This window comes from Sphingomonas sp. P4_D12 (assembly GCF_056401895.1).
Genome location: NZ_JBFUIL010000005.1, coordinates 375,692 through 395,363 on the forward strand (window position 1 = coordinate 375,692; position 19,672 = coordinate 395,363).

Here is a 19,672-nt window from a genome sequence, read left to right on the forward strand (position 1 = left end):
GACCTTCAGGGCGCGGCGAAAACCGCGGCGATCGTCGATGGATTGAAGTCGGCACCGGTGTTGCGGTCGAACAGCCCGCACGTGTGGTTGGGAAAGGCGCCGGTATCCCAGTAAAAGGGTGCGAAGCCATGCCGGATCGCGGATCCGGTGACGTACTTGGTCCAATAGTCCCTGTACTTCAGCGACGGATCATATTCGGTCTTTGAGATGGCGCAATATTCGCCGATGATTACGGGGATGCCCTTGTCGGTATAGGCGGTCTTCGCCTTGTCGAATTGGGCGTCGACATGCGCCTCGTTGTCCCATGCTTCCGTTGCCGCGGGATCGGTTGCGATCGATCCCCACTGCCAGATGGCGCTCTTGTCGTTCAGCGTGAAATTGTACGAATCGTAATAATGGAACTCCATCATCAACCGGCCGCTGACGGTGTCGGTTGGGACGGGAGCGCCGCACGTTGCAATCGTATTGGTGATGTCGGTGTTATAACCCTGGAAGACCAACGTTCGCGACGCATTGTTCCCGCCGGTCGCGCGCACCGCGTCGACGAACGCCTGGTTGAAGCCCCCCTGAACCGAGCAATTTTCCGGCGACGGCACGCCATAGTCGACGTGGATTTCGTTAGTGCCGGCGAACAGCAGATGGTTGTCGTAATCTTTGAAATTGTTCGCGACTTGCGTCCACAAATTCTTGTACGCCGCGTTGCCGGCAACCTGGTTCGCAGCCGTCGGCGTATACCAGTCGCTCTTATGCTGGTTGATGATCACGTACAGCCCGGCGTTGCGTGCCATATCGACCACTTCCTTGACCCTGGCGAGCCAGAACGGTGCGATGGTCCCGGCGCTGTCGGCATATTGTGCCCACTCGACGGGAATGCGCACGCTCTTGAAGCCGGCGGCCGCGACTGCATTGAGCAATTTCTGGTTTATCACGGGGTTGCCGTAAACGGTCTCCTGCGAGGTCGTGTGGGGCTTGCCGTAGTCGTTTAACGACTCAAGCGTATTGCCGATGTTCCAGCCCTTGCCGAGTTCCGCCGTGGTGACCGCCGCAAGCGTTGGGGTTGGTGTTGGAGTCGGCGCGGGGGTCGGCGTCGGTGTGGGAGCCGGGGCAGGCGCTGAAGTGGGTGTTGGCGTTCCGCTTCCGGCCGCGGCTCCGCCTCCGCAAGCAGTCAGACCGAGCGCAACCAGCCCCGACAACGGCACCCGTCGGTGCACTCGCCCACAAAATTTCATGTCCTCGTCCCCAGGCACATTGGCCAACGACCCTTGCGCACTGGCGCCGAGTTCATGCGGGCTATACGTCAACGAAAATAGCGTGCCGGGAATTGTTTCGGACCGGAAAATGCTGGCTGCGAAATGGACACGGCGACAGCGAACTGGCTGCAGCGCCGGCTCGTCCAGTCGAATCAGGAACATTAGAGGTATCAGCGGATCCTAGATCCGAGCTCTAATATATCCCAAACTCTTTCAATGACTTGACAGGCAGGGAATCGGCTCGACCGGGCCTAGGCAGTTCGCAAGGCACGTTATAGCCAATCTCTGGTAGCGTTATCAGATTTCCGTTTCGTGGTATCAGGGCGCAAAGAGAGGGAGCTTCATGCGGCTTGGGTCGAAATCGTCAGGACTCGTCATATCCGGCCGCCTGGCGTCATGCCTGACCTTTACATTGATGGCATGCGCATCGCCCGCATCTGCCGTGGATCGGGACGGTCTGGTGGCGCGGGCGTCCAAGGGCATGTCGACCGAGACCTGGACGCCGGATAACGGTGACGGCACGTTCACCAATCCATTATTTTATGACGAGTTTTCAGATCCGGACCTGATCCGCGTCGGCGACTGGTTCTACCTGACCGGTACCACCATGCACGCCATGCCGGGCCTCCCGATCCTGCGCTCGAGAGACTTGGTCAACTGGGAATTCGTCGCCTATGCGATGGACAAGCTCGACCTCGGCCCGGCCTACCGGCTGGAGGACGGCGGGAATATCTACGGCCAGGGTATCTGGGCGCCGTCGTTCCGCTACCATGGCGGCAAATTCTACATCTTCTCGAACGTCAACGGACAGATGACCCAGATGTTCACGGCGACCGATCCGAAGGGGCCGTGGACGCGCACGCCGATGAAGCGCAGCTTTCACGATTTGTCCGTCCTGTTCGACGATGATGGCAAGGCCTATGTCGTTTGGGATCATCAGACGATGCATCTGGCCCAGCTTACGGACGACCTGACCGACATCGTCCCGGGCACCGAGCGCGTCCTGTTCACCGCCGACGCCGGGATGGGCGAAGGCGCGCATTTCTACAAGATCGACGGCAAATACTATATCATCAGCGCCGAATATGCCGGCGGCTTTCGGATGCCGGCGGCGCGGGCGGATCATGTGCTTGGCCCCTATGAGGTCAACCGATCGATCAGCTTGCACGAGGACTTCGGCATGGCGTCAAGCAAGCGCCTGGGTACGCCCAAGCCGCCGTTCGAGTTCTGGGGGCCTGACCCCGCCGCCAAACATAACCTGGCGATGCATCAGGGGGGCATCGTCCAGACGCCCGCGGGCGAATGGTGGGGCTTTTCAATGATGGATTTCAATTCCATCGGCCGCCTGCTCGATCTGTCCCCGATCACCTGGAAGGACGGCTGGCCCTATTTCGGGCTGCCGGGGAATCTGACACGCACACCGCGAACCTGGGTGAAGCCGAAGACCGCCAAGCTGCAACCGGTGCGTGTGCCCTATCGGCGAAGCGATGATTTCTCGGGACCGCGGCTCCAGCCGATATGGCAGTGGAACCATGTGCCGGTCGACGGCAAATGGTCGTTGTCGGAACGGCCGGGATTCCTGCGGCTTCACGCTTTGCCGGCGACGTCTTTCTATGACGCACACGATACGCTGACGCAGCGGGCGATCGGGCCGATGTCGACGCCGACCGTTCTGCTCGATGCGTCGAACCTGAAGCCAGGCGACATGGCCGGCCTGGGGCTGCTCAATCTGCCCTATGCTACTTTGGGCGTCGAAAAACGTGCCGACGGGCTCAACATCGTCCTCTATGACCAGCGCCCCGACAAGACGGTGCGGGTGAAGATGACCGGGACGCGCATCTGGCTTCGTGCCGACTGCGATTTCCTCACAGAACGGGCGCGCTTCAGCTATTCGTTCGACGGCGTCACCTTCACCCCGATCGGTGAGGAGGTCGAACTGTTCTACCAGACCTTCACCTTCCAGGGCGTTCGCTACGGGTTGTTCAGCTATAATAAGACCGGCGCCGAAGGTGGTTTCGCCGATTTCGACAATATCCACGTCTATCAGCCGCATACCCGCGGCCTGATGCGGCCCGTCCCCTATGGCCGATCGATCCGGCTGACGTCGTTTCATGCGACGACCGGACTGGCGGCCGGCCCTGCGGGCCTGGCTTCGGCCCTCCCGACGCGGTTCGAGGTCGTCGACCGCCGGTTGGGTCGCGTCGCTCTGCGATCGGGCGGGCGCTATGTCACGGTCGGTGCCGATGGCGCAGTAACCCTCGTGGCCGACCAGTCCGGCAAGGCGCAAAACTTCCAATGGATTGAAACGCCGACGGGCGAACTGGTGCTGATGTCATTGGCCACCAACCGCTTCCTCCGCATCGATCCGCAGACCGGCGATATCCGGGCCGACAGCCCCGGCCCCATGCCGGACGATAGTGACGGCACGCGCTTTATCTGGTCGGGTTGATAAGGATGGCGATGGCGGCCGTGTTGGCTTTCGTGCGGCTGATCCATTCGGCCTTTTGGCGGCGAAGCCGCTCCCCGATGCCGCGGCACCAGCACCGGTCCGCAAACATGGCCGTTGGAAACTGGCGAGCTGCTTATCGTCACTCGGCCTGCCCCTCGGACACCGGCATCACCAGCACGGGCTTGACCACCGACCCGTCGCTGGAAGCCGCGAAGGCGCGCTCGATCTCGGCGAAGGGATAGGTCCGGACGAGCTTTTCCAGCGGCAATTCGCCGGCGCGATAATGATCGATGAGCCGCGGAATGAAGCGGCGCGGGTCGATGCCGCCCTCGACCACCCCGACGACACGTCGGCCGACAGCCATGATCGCGGAAGGATCGATCGAGATCGACCCGCCGGGCGGATAGGCACCAACCAGCGCAAGCGTGCCACGCGGCGCGAGCAGATCGACCGCGCGCTCTACCAACGCCGGAACGCCGGTCGTGTCGACGATATGGTCGAACGGGCCCGACAGCCGATCGATCGCATCGGCCGTTTCCGTCGCGCCGAGGTCGCGCGCCAGATCGAGGCGCCCCGGATGGAGGTCGAGCACCGCGATCCTGCCCGCGCCGAGGATCCGTGCGGCCATCACTGCCGCCAGCCCGACCGCGCCGGCACCGAACACCGCTATCGACTGGCCGGGTTGCAGGCGCAGCGTCTCCATCACCGTGCCGGCGCCGGTCTGAACACCGCAGCCGAGCGGGGCGAGCAAGGCGAGCGGCAAGGCTGGGTCGATTGGCACCACATTGTCGGCATGGGCGAGCGCCGAGGTGGCAAAGGCCGATTGGCCGAAGATGTTGCCCCCGACCGCCGCGCCATCGCGCCGGATATCGCCCTCGCCCGGCGTCCGCGCTCCGAGAAAATTGCGCGGGACGAACTCGTCGCAATAGCCGGGCTGATGATCGTCGCACGCCGCGCATCGGCCGCAACTGTGGAAGCTGAGCAGCACATGATCGCCTGGCGCGATCCCCTCGACCGCCGAACCCACCGCCTCGACCACCCCGGCGCCTTCATGGCCCAGCACCACCGGAAAGGGGATCGGCAACCCGCCGTCGCGCATCACCATGTCGGTATGGCAGACCCCGCAGGCGTGGATCGCGACCCGGACCTGCTCTGGACCCGGTGGATCGATGGTAACCGCGGTGAGCGTGAACTCGCCGCCGGGCGCCTCGACGATCGCAGCCTGGGCTGTCAGTCCTTCCATCGGATCAGAACCGGAAGCCGAACTTGGCATACCATTCACGTGGCCGGTTATAGCTTCCGAAGAAGACCCCCGCCGATACATTCGATCCGCCCGAGGTGAGGTAGCGGCCGTCGGTCAGGTTGGTGCCGCCGACCGTCAGCGTCCAATGGTCGCCGGGCTCGCGATAGGTGAGGCTGGCATTGACCGTATTGGTCGTGGGCCGGAACAATAAATAGGTGCGTTGCGCGTCGTTCCACGCGCTGGTGGTATGGCTCCAGTCGGCGAGCAACACCAGCGCTCCGCCATTCCCCAGCCTGGTCTCATAGCGAGGGCTGAGGCTGATCTGCCATTTCGGCGTCTTGGGCAAGGACGCCCCTACCAGCGTTCCCGCCTGGAAAATATTGGCGCCGCCCACCGCAGTCGCGGCCGGGGACACATAGGTGTAATAGGCATCGGTGTAGCCGACCGATCCGTTGATCGTCAGGCCGGCCACAGGCGCTGCGACCATCTCCACCTCGAAGCCCTTGATCCGGGCATTGCCGGCATTGGCGATGGTCGGCGACGTCCCGATCTGGATGTTGAGCTGAATACCCTGATAGTCGGTCGTATAGGCGGCCGCGTTGAGCTGGAGCTTGTGATCGAACCAGGTCGATTTGACGCCAGCTTCCCAGGTCGTCGCCTTTTCCTCATCGAAACCCGGCGCGACATTGCCCTGCGGATTGGTCAGGCGCGTGGTCCAGCCGCCGGTCTTGTAGCCCTTCGACCAGCTGCCATAGAGCAGGATGTCCTTGGCGGCGTGGAGCTGGATGCCGACCTTGGGCGAGAAGTTGGTGAAGGTCTTGCGGTTGACGCCCGGCACATAGACGCGGACCGGATTGCTCGGATCGGGGAAGGACAATCCCTGTTGGCAAGTCACTGGCGCCAGCGGGAACGGGCCGTTGGGCGTGATGTTGCCATTGGCGTCGGAACAGCCGAACAATTTGTAGTTGAACCCGTTGAGCTCCTGCTGCCCGCCCTCGAATTGCTTGTTTTCGCGCGTGTAGCGGCCGCCCAGCGTGATGCCGATCAGGTCGATCGGGCGGAAATCCACCTGCCCGAACGCGGCGTAATTCTCGGTCTTGAGCGTATTGGGGCCGTCGACCTGGACCAGCCCTTCGGCGAAGGTGACATAATCGTGCAGGTCGCCGGCTTCCTTGAAATAATAGGCGCCGATCACATAGTTGAGTTTGTTGTCGAACGCTTTGCCGAGCAGCTGCACTTCCTGGCTGAACTGCCATTGGTTCATCTTGAAGCTGAGCTGCAGGAAGTTAAGCGGCGAGCCGTCGGCGTCGAGACCGGCATTCCAATGCAAGGCGCGATACGCGGTGATCGACTTGATCGCGACGTTCTTCGCCAGGTCGATATCGACGATGCCCGACACGCCCCAATTCTTCAGGTCGGAATAGCTGTTGCCGGTGGCGTAGCTGCGGTCGGGATCGGCGATGAGGAAGCGGCTGTCCCATGGCAGCCGGTCATTGTTGGGGTTGCCGTCGACATTGACGCTGGCGACGCTCGGCAGCTTGAATTGCGGGCTATATTGAGTGCTCGTTACGCCGCACAGCGCCTGCGCGCCGCGCGCTGCGATCTGCGCCGACGTGGCACCGATGCAGAAATTGTACAGTCCGGCGAACAGCGTACCGGTCGTGCCGGTCGGATCGAAGGCAGTGCCCGGCAGGTTGGTCGTGCCCGCGAAATTGCCCGGTACGGTTTCGGCGGTTCCCAGCAGCTTGTTCGCCGATGTTCCCTTGTCGCGGCTGTAATCGCCCGACAGGGTCAGTCGGACGGGGCCGCCATTGTCCCATTTGAGCTTGCCGCGCAGGTTGAAATTGTCATTGCCGCCTTCGCTCCGCGCGCTTTCACGCCCCGCGGCGTCGAACTGCGTGTAGGATGGCGAATTGTTCGCGCGCGCATCGGGATAGGGAATGCGCTTCAGATAGCCGTCGCGCGTCCGCACACCGAACGTCAGCGATGAGGACAGGCCGTCGATGATCGGGATATCGACCGTGCCGCGCGCCTGGAGCAGGTTGAAGCTGCCGGTAGTGATGTCGCCGCTGACGCGGAAGGTCTTGCCAGGGTCATGCGTGACAATCGAGATCGCGCCGCCGATCGTGTTACGGCCAAACAGGGTTCCCTGCGGCCCCTTCAGGATCTCGACGCGCTCGACGTCGGGCAGGTCCTGGTTGGCGCCTACCGTTCGCGCCAGATAGACGCCGTCCAGATAGATGCCGACGCCGGGGTCGATGTTGAAGGCGAAATCGTCTGACCCGATGCCGCGGATATAGGCCGACAAGACGGCCGTGGAGCCCGAAAAGGGCGTACCGGCATCGAGATTGACGTTGGGCGCGATCGCCGACAGCTGCGAAATGCTGGTGACCGCGCGCTCCTTCAGCGTATCGGCGGTGAAGGCCGAAATCGCGATCGGCACGTCCTGCACATTCTCGGATCGCTTCTGCGCGGTGACGACGATATCGGGAATGCCGCTATTGGTCTCGACCTGGGGCGGATCCGCCTGGGGTGGCGTCGCGGGCGCCGCTTGCGCATGCGCGAGCGACGGCAGGATGACGGTGGTCCCCAACAGGATGCCGATGATTGACGTGCGCAAAATTGTCCTCCCCTGAACCCGGCCGTTTCGAACGGTCCGAGCAAGCGTGGTAGCGCGCGCCGATCCCGTCGGCTTGGATTGGAGCGAATGGCGGCCATGGACTCACGCGAACCGCGCCGCCTCCGGGAGAGGTGGGTTCAGCCGATGGTCTCGGGCCAATATAGCCGCTCTGGATTGTCGATCAGCAGCTTGCGCTGCAATTCGGCCGTCGAGGCGATGCGCGGGATCATATCGACCAGCGCACCGTCGTCGGGGATCGCGTCCTGCATATTGGGATGCGGCCAATCACTGCCCCACAATGCGCGATCGGGATAATCGGCGACCAGCGGCGCCACGGCGGCGGCGAAATCGTCCCAAGGCGGTCCGGCAGGATCGAGCCGGTCGGGACAGGTCGCCTTGAACCAGATGTCGTCGCGGCTGACGAGCAACCGGCGGAATGCTCGCATGTCGGCGCCATCGGGGCCCTGGGTGACATCCGGGCGCCCCATATGGTCGATTACCAATGGCACCGGGATGGCATCGAGGAACGGCCGTAATTCCGTCAGGATATCGGCCTCGAAATAGACCACGACATGCCAATCCGGCGGCAGCCGCCGCGCTACGTCGAGGAACTTGTCCTTGGGCGCGTCGTCGACCAGCCGCTTGAGGAAATTGAAGCGGATGCCGCGGCAGCCGCCGTCGTGCAGCGCCTGCAACTCAGCTTCGCCAATGGCGGGGTCGACCACGGCGACTCCCCTCGCCTTGCCGTCCGATCGTGCGATCGCGTCCAACGTCGCGGCGTTGTCGGTGCCGTGGCAGCTCGCCTGAACGATCACGTTGCGGTCGAACCCCAGCCGGTCGCGCAGTGCGAACAGCATGTCCGGCCCGGCATCCTGCGGCAGATATTTCGCTTTGGCGCTGAACGGGAATTGCGCGGCCGGTCCGAACACGTGGCAATGCGCGTCGATCGCGCCGGGCGGGGGAACGAAATGCGGCGTCGAGGGCGATTCCGTCCAGCTGCGGATGCGCCCATTCGCGTCGAGAGTCATGCGAACACCTCGCCATCCATCAGCTTGCGAGCGGTGCGGAGCAACGCGGCGGTCGCGACCTGGCCGTTGTCGTCGAGCGTCAGCACGCAGCTCATTTCGCCGGTCGGGTGCTCGACCGACAGCGTCTTGACCGATCCGTCCGGAATAACAGCGACCGCGGCGGCGGGCGAGCCGGGAACCAGGCAGGCCGTTGCAACGCTGACCGCGCCCAGCACGCCGATCGTGGCATGCGCGCGATGCGGGATGAAGCTTCTGACGGTCACCGCTCCACCACGTTTCGGCGGCGCCACCAGCATCATCTTGGGCACCGACTTCGCGGTCACATCGCCCAGGTTCATCAACGGCCCCGCCTTGAGCCGGATCGCCTCGATCCGCGCCTTGAGCGCGGTATCGCCGTCGAGCGTTTCGCGATCCTCATAGCCGGTCGCGCCGACATCGGCCGCGCTGAACACCACGCACGGCATGCCGTTATCGATCAGCGTGCAGGCGACGCCTTCGATCTCATCGGTCGCGTTGCCGGTCGGCAGCAGCGCGCCGCAGGACGATCCGGCTGTATCGCGGAATTCCAGCGGGACCGGCGCCGCGGTACCCGGCACGCCATCGATCCGCGCCTCGCCATGATAGACCGGCCCGCCATCGCGCGTGTGCACGGTGGCGACCGCGATCTGCCCGGTATTCTCCATGAAGATCGCAACGCGGGTCTCCTCGCCGGTCGCCGCGACCATGCCGCGCTCGATCGCGAAAGGACCGACCCCGGCGAGCATGTTACCGCAATTCTGCGCGTCGGTGACGATCGCCTGATCGACGAACACCTGCAGGAACAGATAATCGACGTCGACACCGGGCCGGGTCGACCGCGATACGACCGCGACCTTGGAGGTCAACGGGTCGGCGCCGCCCATGCCGTCGATCTGGCGCGGATCGGGCGATCCCATCACGCGCAACAGGAAAGCATCGCGTGCGGCGGGGTCGGCGGGCAGTTCATCGGCAAGGAAGAACCCGCCTTTCGACGTGCCCCCGCGCATCCACATGCAGCGGATGCCCTGACTGCCCGGGGCGGCCAAGTCACTCATATTTCAGCCCCATCGCCGCGAGCTTGCCGCGCATGTCGTAGATGTCGAGACCGAGCTCACCCGCCGCCAGCCGCTGGCGCTTCGATTCCTCGTTCGCCTCGCGCGCCTGGGCTTTCGTCAGAATGGACGCAGCATCGGCGCGCCGGACCACGCAAACACCATCGTCATCGGCGACAATCACGTCGCCCGGCTCGATCGCGGCGCCCGCGCAGACGATCGGCACGTTGACCGATCCCAATGTCGCCTTGACCGTTCCTTGTGCGAACACTGCTCGCGACCAAACCGGGAAGCCCATCTGCGTCAGGTCGCGGACGTCGCGAACGCCAGCGTCGATCACCAAACCGCGGCATCCCCGCGCCATTGCCGATGTCGCCAGCAAGTCGCCGAAATAGCCGTCCTCGCACGGACTGGTCGGCGCCAGCACCAGGATGTCGCCATCCTGCAATTGCTCGATCGCGACATGGACCATCCAATTGTCGCCCGGCGGCGCGGAGATCGTCACCGCCGATCCGGCGATCCTCGCGCCCGGCCAGATCGGCCGCAGCCGGCTCGCGAGCAGCCCGATCCGGCCCTGCGCTTCGTGCACCGTGGCGACGCCGGCATGCGCCAGGCCATCGATTACCGACGCGTCGGCGCGCTCGATATTGCGAACCACTCGACCAGCCATGTCCACCTCGCCTCAAAACATTTCGCCGTCAGCGCTAGAGAAGGCGTTGGCGGGGCGGCATTCACAATTATCCCCTAGCGATAAGTTTTTGCTATGATCGCGCACGATGACCAGTGTATTCGACCTCAACATCCGACATTTGCGAGCAATATCGGCGATCGTCCGCCACGGCAGCATGAGCGCCGCCGCCGACGCCGTGAGCCTGTCGCAGCCCGCGCTGACCCAGGGTCTCGCCAAGCTCGAGCGCCAACTGGGCGCGGCTCTGTTCGAACGCCACCCCGACGGCATGTCGGCGACGGCCGAGGGTCGGCTGGCCAGCGAACGCGTCGATGCCGCGCTCAACCATCTGACCGTCGCCACCCGCGCCACCGCGCGAGGCGGCGCGCGCAGCTTCGCGCGGCCCGAATTGCTGATGACCGCGACGCAGTTGCGCGCGTTTCTTGCAGTAGCCGATGCCGGCAGCTTCGTCGGCGCGGCCGAGGCTACCGGTCTATCGCAGCCGGCCATCCATCGCGCGGTCCGCGATCTCGAACAGCTCTGCGCCACGCCGCTGGTCGAACGGCGCGGACGCGGCGTCGCGCTGTCGCCATCAGGCACCAAGCTGGCCCGGGGAATCCGGCTGGCGCGGAGCGAACTCGCCGCGCTGATCGCGGAAGTCGCGGCCGAGCCTGAGGGCGGCGGCAGCGTGGTGGTCGGCGCCATGCCGCTCTGCCGCGCGCTGATCCTGCCAGCCGCGATCGCCCAGTTCACCCGCGACTATCCCGGGACGATGATCGACGTGGTCGAGGGATCGTGGCGCGAGCTGGTCGATCCGTTGCGTGACGGCGTGCTCGACCTGATGATCGGCGCGCTTCGCCCGGCCGCCCCGCCCGATTGCGTGCAGATGCCGTTGATGATCGACCGGCTCGCGGTTATCGGCCGCGCCGGCCATCCCCTCGCGCGCGTGGAGCAGCCCTCGCTGGAGCAACTGGCCGGCTATCCGTGGATTGTCGGCCAGCCGGGAACGCCGCTCCGCCTGCAATGGGAAGCCTTGTTCGCCGGGCATCCCCGTCCCCGCGCGCCGATCGAATGCGGATCGGTGATGGTCATTCGCGGCGTGCTCGCCGATGGCGACTTCCTGACCCTGTTGTCACCCGACCAGGTGGCGCTGGAAGTCGATGGCGGGATGCTGACGACCATCGGCCCGCGGCTCGAACACAGCACGCGCACGATCGGCATCACGACGCGCGATCACTGGCGGCCGACCCTGCCCCAGGCGCGCTTTCTCGAACTGCTTCGCGCGCCCGCCGCCTGATCCGGACTTCAGGAATTCCGATAGCGATCCCGGCAAACCGATTGGGGCGTCGGCGGCCATAAAGGCTAGCGCTGGGCAATGGACGGAGGGATTGCCTTTATCGGGTTTGGCGAAGCCGGGCAGGCGTTCGCCGACGGACTCGGCCGCCCCGCCCGCGCCTATGACCGCAAGACCTATGTCGGCCCGACCCGCCGGGCCAAGCTGGACGATTACGCCCGGCTGGGCGTGCAGGGTGCATTGACCAACCAGGCCGCGGTCGAAGGCGCCGATCTGATCCTGTCGCTGGTGACCGCGGACAAGGCGCTCGCGGCGGCCCGCGAAACCGCGCGCGGCATCGAGCGGGACGCGCTCTATTGCGACATGAACTCGGTCGCGCCGCAGACGAAATGCGAGGCGGCAGGTGCGATCGAGCAAGCCGGCGCGCATTATGTCGACGTGGCGGTGATGGCGCCGGTGCATCCCGCCGGGCGCGCCGTTCCGCTGCTCGTCAGCGGACCCCAAGCCGAGCGGGCGGCGAAGGCTTTGGGCGCGATCGGCTTCGGCAATGTCCGCGTCATCGCCGGCGGCGTCGGTACCGCTTCGGCGATCAAGATGATCCGGTCGGTGATGGTCAAGGGGATCGAGGCGCTGACCGCCGAATGCGTGCTGGCGGCCGAAGCGGCGGGCGTGCGCGACGAAGTCATCGCCTCGCTCGACGCCAGCTGGCCGGGCGCCAATTGGGGCCGCCGGGCCGATTACAATCTCGACCGGATGATGGTGCATGGCCTGCGCCGCGCGGCCGAGATGGAAGAAGTGGTGCGGACGCTCGACGCGCTCGGCACCGGATCGGCGATGAGCCGCGGAACGGTCGAGCGCCAGCGCGCCATCGGGTCGCGCGCGATGACGCCTGCTGCCACGCTCGACGCCAAGGTCGCGGCGTTGCTCGATCGTTCGAAGGACCAGGCTGCATGACATTGGTGATCGACTGCCACGGCCATTATACCACGGTGCCCGCCGCCCATAGCGATTGGCGCGAGGCGCAAAAGGCCGCGCTCAAGGAGGGCCGGACTCCGCCCCCCTACCCCGCCATCTCCGACGACGAGATCCGCGAAAGCCTGGAAGCGAACCAGATCCGGCTGATCCGCGAACGCGGCGCCGACATGACGATCTTCAGCCCGCGCGCTTCGGCCATGGCGCCGCATGTCGGCGACGAAGCGGTCGCGATGGCCTGGGCGCGGGTCAATAACGACCTGATCAAGCGCTGCGTCGATCTCTATCCGGATGTTTTCGCCGGCGTCTGCATGCTGCCGCAGAACCCGAAGGCGGATCTGACAGGGTCGATCGACGAACTCGAGCGCTGCGTCACCGAACTCGGCTTCATCGGCTGCAACCTCAACCCCGATCCCGGCGGCGGCCATTTCACCGCGCCGCCGCTGACCGACCGTTTCTGGTATCCGTTCTACGAGAAGATGGTCGAGCTGGACGTGCCGGCGATGATCCACGTCTCGGGCAGCTGCAACCCGGGGCTGCACGCCACCGGCGCCTATTACATCGCCGCCGACACGATCGCCTTCATGCAGTTGATCGAGGGCGATCTGTTCAGCGATTTTCCGAATTTGCGCTTCATCATCCCGCATGGCGGCGGGGCGGTACCCTATCATTGGGGCCGCTATCGCGGGCTGGCCGACATGCTCAAGAAACCCGCGCTGGCCGGGCACGTCATGAACAACGTGTTCTTCGACACCTGCGTCTATCACCAACCCGGCATCGACCTGCTCGCCAAGGTGATCGACAGCAAGAACGTCCTGTTCGGCAGCGAGATGGTCGGCGCGGTGCGCGGCATCGATCCCGAAACCGGCCAATATTTCGACGACACCAAACGCTATGTCGACGCGCTCCCGATCGGCGATGCCGAACGGCACGCAATCTTCGAGGGCAATGCCCGCCGCGTCTTCCCGCGCCTCGACCAGCAATTGAAGGAGAAGGGGCGATGAACGAGCCCGAGGACATCCATTCGTATCTCGCCCAGCTCGAGGACATTCCCGGCACGCGCGTCTTCACCGCGAAGCGCGCGCGCCAAGGCTATCATATGAACCAGTTCGCGATGAGCCTGATGGAGGCCGAAAATCGCGAGCGCTTCAAAGCGGACGAGCGCGCCTATCTCGACGAATGGCCGCTGTCCGACGACCAGAAGGATGCGCTGCTGCGGCGCGATTACAATCGCTGCCTCGATCTCGGCGGCAACGTCTATTTCCTCGCCAAGCTGTTTTCGACCGACGGGCTCAGCTTCGCCCAGGCGGTCTCGACGATGACCGACATGAATTTCGAGGATTACACCAAGATGATGATCGCCGGCGGCCGCTCGCCCGAGGGCCAGCGCTCGATCAAGGCCAATCGCGACGCCGGCGCCGGCGAAGACAAGCAAGGGAACCGCTGACCATGGCACGCATCACCGCCGGCGTCGCATCCAGTCATGTGCCGCTGCTTGGCGTCGCATCCGATTTCGGCAAGGATTCCGACGACTATTTCGCCCCGATCTTTGCCGGCTATGACTGGACCCGCGCCTGGGAAAAGGCCGAACGGCCCGACGTCGTCATCCTGGTCTATAACGACCACGCGTCCGCTTTCGACATGAAGATCATTCCGACCTTCGCGATCGGCTGCGGCGAGCGATACAAGCCGGCCGACGAAGGCTGGGGACCGCGCCAGGTGCCCGAAGTCGAAGGGCACCCCGATCTCGCCTGGCATATCGCGCAGAGCCTGATCCTCGACGAATTCGACATGACCATCATCAACGAGATGGATGTCGATCATGGCCTGACCGTTCCGCTGACGATGATGTTCGGCAAGCCCGATGCCTGGCCGTGCAAGGTCGTCCCGCTGGCGGTCAACGTCGTCACTTATCCGCCGCCCTCCGGCAATCGTTGCTGGGCACTCGGCGAGGCGATTGCGCGCGCCGTCGCGAGCTTCCCGGAGGATCTGAATGTCCAGGTCTGGGGCACTGGCGGGATGAGCCATCAGCTTCAGGGTCCGCGCGCGGGGCTGATCAATCCCGAATGGGACAATCGCTTCCTTGACGGGCTGATCGGCGAAAGCGACCATCTGCGCCGCATCCCGCATATCGAGTATCTCCGCGAGACCGGGTCCGAAGGGATCGAGATGGTGATGTGGCTGATCATGCGCGGCGCGCTGGGCAAGCGCACGCGCGCGTTGCACCGCCATTATCACGTGCCGTGCAGCAATACCGCGATCGGCCATATCGTGCTGCGGCCGGACAATGGCGAAGGGCTGGATATGACCGGCGGCGATTACGACGCGGCGCTCGCGGCCGAATAGTCCGCGCCTCCCCGCCAGAATTCGATCAGGAGACACGCATTGACGCTTCGTATCGCCCTCGCCGGCGCCGGCGCTTTCGGCGAGAAACATTTGGACGGCCTGGCCAAGATCGACGGGGTCGAGGTGGTCTCGTTGGTCGGCCGCCGGCTCGAGCCGACCCAGGCGATCGCCGCCAGATACGGCATCGGTCATGCCACCACCGAACTGGCGGAGGCGCTGGACCAGCCGGGGCTCGATGCGGTCATTCTCTGCACGCCGACCCAGATGCATGCCAGCCAGGCGCTGCAATGCCTCGACGCGGGCAAGCATGTGCAGGTCGAAATCCCGCTGTGCGACAATCTGACCGACGGCGAAGCGGTGCTGCGCAGGCAACAGGAAACCGGCCTGATCGCGATGGTCGGCCACACGCGGCGGTTCAATCCCTCGCACCAATATATCCATCGCAAGATCACGGCCGGCGAACTTGCCGTCCAGCAGATGGACGTGCAGACCTATTTCTTCCGCCGGCAGAACATCAATGCCAAGGGCGAGGCGCGGAGCTGGACCGATCATCTGTTGTGGCATCATGCCGCGCACACGGTCGACCTGTTCGCCTATCAGGCGGGGCCGATCGTCCAGGCGAATGCGGTCGAGGGGCCGATCCATCCCGAGCTCGGCATCGCGATGGACATGTCGATCCAGCTCAAGGCCGAAAGCGGCGCGATCTGCACCTTGTCGCTGAGCTTCAACAATGACGGGCCGCTCGGCACCTTCTTCCGCTATATCTGCGACAACGGCACCTGGATCGCCCGCTATGACGACCTCGTCACTGGCAAAGAAGAGCCGGTCGACGTGAGCAAGGTCGACGTGTCGATGAACGGCATCGAACTGCAGGACAGGGAATTCGTCGCCGCCATTCACGAGGGCCGTGAACCCAATGCCAGCGTGGCGCAGGTCATGCCGTGCTACCGCGTCCTCGACGCGCTCGAGAAGCAGCTCGCCCGATCGTGACCACGCGGCGAACGCAGGTCGCGATCATTGGTGGGGGACCTGCGGGCCTGTTGCTTGGCCATTTGCTGCGCGCCGAGGGAATCGACTGCCTGATCGTCGAGCGCCAGACCCGCGCGCATGTCGAAGCGCGTATCCGCGCGGGTGTGCTGGAGACGTTGACCACCGATCTGCTCGCCCGGCTCGGCGTCGACGCTGGCCTGAAAGCGCACGGCATCCGGGAGGAAGGCTTTAACCTCGCCGATGGCGAGCATGTGATCCGCATCGACATCACTCGGCTGACCGGCAAGCACGTCATCGTCTACGGCCAGACGGAAATGACCCGTGACTTGATCGCGGCGGCTCCCGAGCGGCAGCTGGAGATCGTGTTCGAGGCGGGCGAGGTCGCGATCCACGATCCCGACAGTGACGCCCCTTCGATCAGCTATACCAAGAACGGGATCGTCCATCGTGTCGACTGCGCGTTCATCGCCGGCTGCGACGGCTTTCACGGACCGTCGCGCAAGGCGATACCGGCCAGCCCGGAACGCGTTTTCGAACGGGAATATCCGTTCGGCTGGCTCGGCATCCTCGCCGATGTCCCGCCATGCCATCCCGAGCTGATCTATTCGAACAGCGACCGCGGCTTCGCCCTCGCGTCGATGCGTTCGGCGACGCGCAGCCGCTATTACATCCAGGTCCCGTCGAGTGAACGGCTGGACGATTGGCCCGAAGACCGGCTGTGGGACGAACTCGAACGGCGCTTCGCCCCGCTCGCGGATCATCCGGTGACGCGCGGGCCCGCACTCGAAATGTCGATCGCGCCGCTCAGGTCCTATGTTTTCGAAACGATGCGGCACGGTCGCCTGTTCCTGGCCGGCGACGCCGCGCACATCGTCCCGCCGACGGGAGCCAAGGGATTGAATCTCGCGGCATCCGATGTCGCCTATCTGTCGGATGCGCTGATTGGGTATTTCCGACGCGGCGATGAGGGCGGATTGCTGGACTATCAAGCCCGGGCGCTGGCCCGGATCTGGAAAGCCGAACGGTTCAGCTGGTCGCTGACCAAGCTGATGCACCGCTTTCCCGAGGACGGAGCGTTCGAGCGCCGGATGCAAAAGGCCGAGCTCGATTATCTCGCCGGGTCGCCGGCGATGCAGACCGCGATCGCCGAAAATTACGTGGGACTGCCGCTTTAAGACCATCTTGCTGAGACGGCGCTATCGCGTCGGCCACCTCTCGAAATGTATGCCAAACAAACTATTTCGCGTCATCCAACCGCAGCTTGACCAGCATCAGCGCGAGCGCCGCGACAAGCGACCCCGTTCCCAGCCCGATCGCGACTCCCGCCAGCGGCAGCCCCGCATTGAACAACAGGCCGGCCAGGATCGGCGACAGCGCCGCCCCGCCTCGCCCGACGCCGATCGCGAACCCGGTACCGGTCGCGCGCACATGGGTCGGAAATGCCCGGGCGAAGATCGTATAGAGCCCAACCACGGCGCTGTTGGTGAACAGCCCCGACGCGCAGGCCAGCATAGCGAGGCCGGACAATGAGCGCACGCCCGCGGCGCCGAACAAGGCGACCATCACCGACGAGACCAGCAGTACGCCGATCGTCATCGGCTTCAACGCGAAGCGCTGGGCAAATAGCCCGAATACCGCGCCGCCAACCGCACCGCCGACATTCGCCCACACCAGCACGCCGGCGGCCTGGGCCGGCGCGTGCCCGAGATCGACGACGATCTTGGGCGCCCATTTGAGAATGAAGTAGAAGCTGACGATATGCGCGAAATAGGCGAGCGTCAGCAGCAAGGTCGTGGCCCGAAGGCCCGGCTTGAGAATGTCGATCAGCGACGCGCGGTCTTCGTCCGGCGAAACCGTGGGAAGCGCATCGACCGGCGCGTGCCCCATTCGGGCCAGCGTCGCGTTGACGCGATCGAGCGCGCGCGGCGGGCGGCGCGAAATCAGGAACTGGACCGGTTCCGGAACGAGGAACCAGACCAACGGCACGAAGCATGCGGTGACGATCGCGCCGAATTCGAACACCGCGCGCCAATCGCTTCCCTTGAGCAATTGGGCGGCGATGGAGCCGCCCAGCACCGCGCCGATCGGATAGCCGATCACCATGATCGCGAGCGAGAGATTGCGGCGGCGCCGGTTGGCGAACTCGGCCGCGACCGCGTTGATCGCGGCAAGCATTCCACCGATGCCGAGCCCGGTTATCACGCGCCAGACCGACAAGGTGACGATGTCGTGCGCGGTGGTGACCATGAACATGCCCGCCGCCATCGCCACCAGGCAGCCGAGGATCGTCCGCCGTCGTCCGATCCGGTCGGCGACGCCGCCGAGCAGCATCGATCCCACCGCCATGCCGATCAGTTCCATCGACAGCACTACGCCCAGCGCGGCGCGGTCGATTCCCCATTCGGTGGCGATTCCGGGTGCGGCAAAGCTGATCGACAGCACGTCGAATCCGTCGAGCGCATTCAACCCTACGGTGATCGCCACCGCCGCGATCTGAAGCGCGCCCATCGGCGCCTCATCGATCGTGATGCGCGGATCCTGATGTTTCACGCCGTCCTCCTCCCTTTTTTCGGTCGACCACGCGGAACAAGAAATTTCGTCCGTCCCGACAGCGTCCGCCCGCATATTATTTGTATGTTAGACTAACGAATTATAAGGCCGATGCGAACGTAAAACCTCGCTGGGCGGAGCGTAGCGGCCAGGCACCCTAGAACCAATAGGCGATCGCGCGCATCTCGATCGAGGCGCGCGGCACCGCATCGGCCGGACATTGGGGATCGTCGAACGCGACATGCGGCACCGAATGTGCGCGGTCGGGATCGCTGTCATTGGTCTTGAACACGATGACCTCATCGCGTGTGAGATCCGGAAACCAATGCCAAAGATGCGCCGGCGAATGGGTGACGACCAGCCCCTCGAATGACCAGGCTATTTCTCCGTCCTGGTCGAACATCGCGTCCGCCGGCAGCAGGTCGGCGGCCGCGACGCTACGCGCGTCGCACAAGGCAAGCGGCACGTCCTGAGGCGCCGGCGAGAGCGCGCGCCAGACGTTGTAATGCGCGATCCTCCGCGGTTCGTCGGCACCGGCGGGTAGTGACCGTACGCCGAACTGCACCGCGGTGGCATCGGATACATCGACATGGGCGAATCGTGCCGGCTTCGAATTGTCGAGCGCACCGGAAAGCGTCGAGCGCTCGGCGAACCGCAACACGCCCGTCCCGGTCACCACAACCTCGTCCGCGCCCGACACGCGCCGCACCAATTCGGCTATCTCTTCGGGATGCACCCGTTTCACCTCGGCCGCGTCCGCAAAGTCGGTCACGACACTGCGATGCGGCACCAGCGCGAACCCTTCGCCGTCCAGAGTGGCCCCGATCTCCCGCGCATTGCGGATCGCCATCGGGCGGGGATCGAGGATGACGGTGTCACGGCTCGAATCATTGGCGAAATACCGCATCCGCTCCGTGCTGCGGGCGACATAGTTGATACCGACCTGCATTGAGCACCTCTCCAAAAACGGCCCGTGCCATCGAGTCCGCCGATGCTGCAATTTTTTTGCGCAGCATGAGGCGCTTAGCGGGGCGCCCCACAAAGGCTACATCATCGGCCCAACGGCAAAAGAGTGGCAATTATAGGGGTAGTCCTACTACTCCTTGTCAAGCGATCAATCGTATGTCCTACTAACAATACGCACCCATGAAGGTGCGCACGGGTGGCACGCTTTCCGGGAGGGGGAGCGAGGC

Annotated in this window: 16 protein-coding genes; 8 read left to right on the top strand and 8 right to left on the bottom strand. The window is 64.5% G+C overall.

What is annotated here, in order from left to right; genetic code table 11:
- Positions 1-5: 5 nt before the first annotated feature.
- Positions 6-1,412 carry a glycoside hydrolase family 5 protein gene (locus AC1DSD_RS11935; RefSeq protein ID WP_478030253.1) on the bottom strand — a complete coding sequence of 469 codons (1,407 nt, stop codon included), beginning with the start codon at positions 1,410-1,412 and terminating at the stop codon, positions 6-8.
- 319 nt (positions 1,413-1,731) lie between these two features.
- Here AC1DSD_RS11935 and AC1DSD_RS11940 point away from each other — a divergent pair, with 319 nt between their 5' ends.
- Positions 1,732-3,699: a family 43 glycosylhydrolase gene (locus AC1DSD_RS11940; RefSeq protein ID WP_478030254.1), complete on the top strand. Its 1,968-nt coding sequence runs from the start codon at positions 1,732-1,734 to the stop codon at positions 3,697-3,699.
- A gap of 139 nt (positions 3,700-3,838) precedes the next feature.
- Here the strand turns inward: AC1DSD_RS11940 and AC1DSD_RS11945 are convergent, their stop codons facing one another.
- The 5 genes from AC1DSD_RS11945 to AC1DSD_RS11965 all read right to left on the bottom strand — a co-directional run bounded on the left by AC1DSD_RS11945 (position 3,839) and on the right by AC1DSD_RS11965 (position 10,330).
- Positions 3,839-4,942, bottom strand: coding sequence for an NAD(P)-dependent alcohol dehydrogenase (locus AC1DSD_RS11945; protein WP_478030256.1), 1,104 nt, complete (start codon positions 4,940-4,942; stop codon positions 3,839-3,841).
- A 4-nt stretch (positions 4,943-4,946) separates the two neighbouring features.
- On the bottom strand, positions 4,947-7,562 hold the full coding sequence (locus AC1DSD_RS11950; protein WP_478030257.1) for a TonB-dependent receptor: 2,616 nt from the start codon (positions 7,560-7,562) through the stop codon (positions 4,947-4,949).
- Between the two features lie 137 nt (positions 7,563-7,699).
- Complete coding sequence (locus tag AC1DSD_RS11955) at positions 7,700-8,590, bottom strand: amidohydrolase family protein (protein WP_478030259.1); 891 nt, start codon at positions 8,588-8,590, stop codon at positions 7,700-7,702.
- Positions 8,587-9,663 (bottom strand): 4-oxalomesaconate tautomerase, encoded by a 1,077-nt coding sequence (locus tag AC1DSD_RS11960; RefSeq protein WP_478030260.1) that lies wholly within the window; start codon positions 9,661-9,663, stop codon positions 8,587-8,589. Before AC1DSD_RS11960 ends, AC1DSD_RS11955 begins: the two co-directional genes overlap by 4 nt.
- Positions 9,656-10,330, bottom strand: a complete 675-nt coding sequence (locus tag AC1DSD_RS11965; RefSeq protein ID WP_478030262.1) for a 4-carboxy-4-hydroxy-2-oxoadipate aldolase/oxaloacetate decarboxylase — start codon at positions 10,328-10,330, stop codon at positions 9,656-9,658. The genes AC1DSD_RS11960 and AC1DSD_RS11965 overlap by 8 nt, the downstream gene beginning before the upstream one ends.
- A 106-nt stretch (positions 10,331-10,436) precedes the next feature.
- Here AC1DSD_RS11965 and AC1DSD_RS11970 point away from each other — a divergent pair, with 106 nt between their 5' ends.
- The 7 genes from AC1DSD_RS11970 to pobA all read left to right on the top strand — a co-directional run bounded on the left by AC1DSD_RS11970 (position 10,437) and on the right by pobA (position 17,104).
- Positions 10,437-11,624 (top strand): LysR family transcriptional regulator, encoded by a 1,188-nt coding sequence (locus AC1DSD_RS11970; RefSeq protein ID WP_478030264.1) that lies wholly within the window; start codon positions 10,437-10,439, stop codon positions 11,622-11,624.
- 78 nt (positions 11,625-11,702) lie between these two features.
- Positions 11,703-12,575, top strand: coding sequence for an NAD(P)-dependent oxidoreductase (locus AC1DSD_RS11975; protein ID WP_478030266.1), 873 nt, complete (start codon positions 11,703-11,705; stop codon positions 12,573-12,575).
- Complete coding sequence (locus tag AC1DSD_RS11980) at positions 12,572-13,597, top strand: amidohydrolase family protein (RefSeq protein WP_478030268.1); 1,026 nt, start codon at positions 12,572-12,574, stop codon at positions 13,595-13,597. The genes AC1DSD_RS11975 and AC1DSD_RS11980 overlap by 4 nt, the downstream gene beginning before the upstream one ends.
- Positions 13,594-14,040 (top strand): protocatechuate 4,5-dioxygenase subunit alpha, encoded by a 447-nt coding sequence (gene ligA, locus AC1DSD_RS11985; protein ID WP_478030270.1) that lies wholly within the window; start codon positions 13,594-13,596, stop codon positions 14,038-14,040. Before AC1DSD_RS11980 ends, ligA begins: the two co-directional genes overlap by 4 nt.
- A gap of 2 nt (positions 14,041-14,042) precedes the next feature.
- Positions 14,043-14,939, top strand: a complete 897-nt coding sequence (locus tag AC1DSD_RS11990; RefSeq protein WP_478030272.1) for a class III extradiol dioxygenase subunit beta — start codon at positions 14,043-14,045, stop codon at positions 14,937-14,939.
- Positions 14,940-14,978: 39 nt separating this feature from the next.
- The gene (locus AC1DSD_RS11995; RefSeq protein ID WP_478030273.1) at positions 14,979-15,929 is read left to right on the top strand and encodes a Gfo/Idh/MocA family oxidoreductase; all 951 of its coding nucleotides are present in this window, start codon (positions 14,979-14,981) and stop codon (positions 15,927-15,929) included.
- Entirely contained in the window at positions 15,926-17,104 is a 1,179-nt protein-coding gene (pobA, locus tag AC1DSD_RS12000) for a 4-hydroxybenzoate 3-monooxygenase (protein ID WP_478030275.1), read from the top strand. The genes AC1DSD_RS11995 and pobA overlap by 4 nt, the downstream gene beginning before the upstream one ends.
- A 61-nt stretch (positions 17,105-17,165) precedes the next feature.
- On the opposite strand, the gene AC1DSD_RS12005 is transcribed toward pobA, so the two are convergent.
- Both AC1DSD_RS12005 and AC1DSD_RS12010 read right to left on the bottom strand, forming a co-directional pair.
- Entirely contained in the window at positions 17,166-18,479 is a 1,314-nt protein-coding gene (locus AC1DSD_RS12005; protein WP_478030277.1) for an MFS transporter, read from the bottom strand.
- 157 nt (positions 18,480-18,636) lie between these two features.
- The gene (locus tag AC1DSD_RS12010) at positions 18,637-19,428 is read right to left on the bottom strand and encodes a CmcJ/NvfI family oxidoreductase (RefSeq protein ID WP_478030279.1); all 792 of its coding nucleotides are present in this window, start codon (positions 19,426-19,428) and stop codon (positions 18,637-18,639) included.
- Between the last annotated feature and the right edge of the window lie 244 nt (positions 19,429-19,672).